At 63.8% G+C, this 2794-nt stretch carries 5 protein-coding genes; 4 read left to right on the top strand and 1 reads right to left on the bottom strand.

Features of this window, described 5'->3' with window-relative positions:
* Positions 1 to 79: 79 nt before the first annotated feature.
* Positions 80 to 427 (bottom strand): hypothetical protein, encoded by a 348-nt coding sequence (locus tag ACEQXV_RS03245; protein WP_370267876.1) that lies wholly within the window; start codon positions 425 to 427, stop codon positions 80 to 82.
* 260 nt (positions 428 to 687) lie between these two features.
* Here ACEQXV_RS03245 and ACEQXV_RS03250 point away from each other — a divergent pair, with 260 nt between their 5' ends.
* From ACEQXV_RS03250 to ACEQXV_RS03265, 4 genes are all read left to right on the top strand, one after another.
* Positions 688 to 1542, top strand: a complete 855-nt coding sequence (locus tag ACEQXV_RS03250; RefSeq protein ID WP_093450514.1) for a CoA ester lyase — start codon at positions 688 to 690, stop codon at positions 1540 to 1542.
* Between the two features lie 42 nt (positions 1543 to 1584).
* The gene (locus tag ACEQXV_RS03255) at positions 1585 to 2130 is read left to right on the top strand and encodes an NnrU family protein (RefSeq protein ID WP_370267879.1); all 546 of its coding nucleotides are present in this window, start codon (positions 1585 to 1587) and stop codon (positions 2128 to 2130) included.
* 9 nt (positions 2131 to 2139) lie between these two features.
* Positions 2140 to 2343 carry a DUF1737 domain-containing protein gene (locus ACEQXV_RS03260; RefSeq protein WP_222321461.1) on the top strand — a complete coding sequence of 68 codons (204 nt, stop codon included), beginning with the start codon at positions 2140 to 2142 and terminating at the stop codon, positions 2341 to 2343.
* Positions 2344 to 2347: 4 nt separating this feature from the next.
* Positions 2348 to 2794: MaoC family dehydratase (locus ACEQXV_RS03265; protein WP_370267881.1), on the top strand; the 447-nt coding region annotated here is incomplete at its 3' end.

A 2794-nucleotide genomic window follows, 5' to 3' on the forward strand; every position in this document is an offset into this window, starting at 1 on the left:
ATGCGATCGTATGCGGGAAGGTGCCGGAAATGCTGCGATGCAGCCCCTTGGCGGGGGCGGGGGCCGCGTGTCGAATCTGTCAGGCGTCCTTTTCGGGCTTGGGCAGGCTTTCGGCTAGCACCTCGAACGCCTGGCCGCTGGCGACCAGGCAGGTGATGCCGCCGGGGCGGGTGACGGTGATGGTCCAGGATCCGGTTTCGGCCGATGCGAAGACCTCGACCATCTGGTTGTTGGCACCAAGGCCGATCGACTGGCGGGTTTCGCCATATGTCGTAGCCAGGCGGTTCAGCACGATGTCGCGCGGCGCGCAGGCGTTGCGGGCCTGTGCCGTCGTGGGCAGGGCGGCGATCAGGCCCAGGGTGGCGATCAGGCCGGGGACAAGGCCCCAGAGCAGGGCGGGCAAGCCCGAGGGAATGAATAGACGCATGGCGCAGTCCTTTCTGGTGGCCGGCCCCGGGTGGGGCGGCAGGGGTCCTCAACTGGTCTGTTCCTCGTCTCTGATCCTGCGCCCGGAGAGAGAACATCTGGTTAACGCCCCAGCCGTTGCCCCGAGAAAGCCGCGCAACAGGGCCTGTGCGCCGCCAATTCGGGCGTTTTCTCTGCATCGCGGCGAAGATGCTATTGAACTATTCCCTTAAAAAGTGCCATTGATGCGCAAGATTGTTACTTTCAGCCCCGGAGGCCCCGATGGACAGCACTTTCCGCCCGTATCGTTCCGTACTTTATATCCCCGGTTCGAAAGAGCGGGCGCTGGACAAGGCGCGCGGGCTGGCCTGCGATGCGATCATCTTTGACCTGGAAGACGCGGTGACGCCGGATGCCAAGGATGCGGCGCGCGAAACGCTGAAGGCCGCGCTGGCCGAAGGCGGCTATGGCGAGCGGGCCAAGATCATCCGGATCAACGGGCTGGACACCGACTGGGGCCGCGACGACGTGGCCGTGCTGAAGGATGCAGGGGCCGATGCCTTCCTTCTGCCCAAGGTGAATTCCGCCAAGGATATCGAGGCGCTGGACGAGCTTCTGGGTGGTCAGACGGCGATCTGGGCGATGATCGAAACCCCCCTTGGCGTGCTGAACGCGCTGGAAATCGCCGCCCATCCGCGGCTGGAGGGCTTTGTCGCCGGCACCAACGACCTGGCGAAAGAGCTGAACTGCCGAAGCCGCGATGACCGGCTGCCGATGATGTTCGCGCTGCAGCAGATGCTGCTGGCGGCCCGCGCGCATGACGTGATCTGCGTCGACGGCGTCTATAACCAGTACCTGAACGAAGAAGGCCTGGCCGCGGAATGCGAACAGGGCCGTGACCTTGGATTCGACGGCAAGACGCTGATTCACCCCGCGCAGGTCGCCGGGGCCAACACCGCCTTTGCCCCGACCGAAGCCGAGATCGACCTGGCCAAGCGCCAGATCGAAGCGCACGAGGAAATCGAGCGCACGGGGCAGGGGGTTGCGGTGGTTGACGGCAAGATCGTCGAGAACCTGCACGTCGAGACGGCGAAAAAGACGCTGGCCAAAGCCGAGGCGATTGCGAAGCTGGGCTGAAGCAGGCAATGTGAAGGCAATTTACATAGCCACAGGTGAGTCATGCTCCTTCTAGCTCTTGGTGTCCTTCTCTGGGCCGCGGCCCATTTCTTCAAACGTCTCGCCCCCGAGGCCCGGGCCCGCATGGGCAATGGCGGGCGCGGGGCGGTCGCGCTGGCGCTGGTCGTGTCGATCGTGCTGATGGTGCTGGGCTATCGCGCGGCCGAGGGCACGTTCTTCGGGGGGCGGCATCCCGCCACCGTGGGGATCAATAACCTGCTGATGATCGCGGCGCTTTATTTCACCTCTCCGGGGCCGAAGAAGGGCGCGCTGTTCTACCGGATGCGGCACCCGATGCTGACCGGGTTTTTCCTGTGGACCGTGGCGCATCTGCTGGTGAATGGCGATACGCCGTCGTTCCTGCTGTTCGGCGGTCTCGGGGCTTGGGCGCTGGCCGAGATGGTCGTGATCAACCGGGCCGAACCCGCCTGGACGCCGCCCGCCAAGGGCTCCATCGGCAAGGACGCGATGTTCCTTGTCGCCTCTGTTATTCTGCTGGGCGTGATCGGCATGATCCACACCTGGCTTGGCTATCCGACATTTGGATAAGGATCTGACATGAAAGCCTATCGTTTTCTGACTGCCGACGACACCTCGGCCTTCTGCCACAAGGTGAGTGAAGCCCTGTCCAAGGGATGGGAACTGTACGGCGACCCGACCTATGCCCATGACGCCACCACCGGCGTGATGCGCTGTGGCCAGGCGGTCGTGAAGGACGCCGAGGGCGAGTATTCCCCCGAGATCAAACTGGGAGCCTTGTAAGCCGATGACCAAGACCAATCCGGGCCGTTTCTTCGAGGATTACAAGGTCGGTCAGGTGATCGACCATGCCGTGCCGCGAACCGTGTCGGGCGGGGAAAGGGCGCTGTACCACGCGCTGTATCCGATGCGGCATGCGCTTTATTCCTCGGATGAATTTGCGAAGGGCTGCGGATTGCCGGCGGCACCGATCGACGATCTGGCGGCCTTCCACGTGGTCTTTGGCAAGACCGTGCCGGATGTGTCGCTGAACGCGGTGGCCAACCTGGGCTATGCCGAAGGGCGCTGGCTGAAGCCGGTCTATGCGGGCGACACGCTGCGGTCCTCGTCCGAGGTGATCGGGCTGAAGCAGAATTCCAACGGCAAGACCGGGGTGGTCTATGTGCGCACCCGCGGCATGAACCAGCGCGACGAGGTCGTGATGGAATATGTCCGTTGGGTCATGGTGCGCAAA

The organism is Nioella sp. (assembly GCF_964229645.1).
GTDB lineage: Bacteria > Pseudomonadota > Alphaproteobacteria > Rhodobacterales > Rhodobacteraceae > Nioella.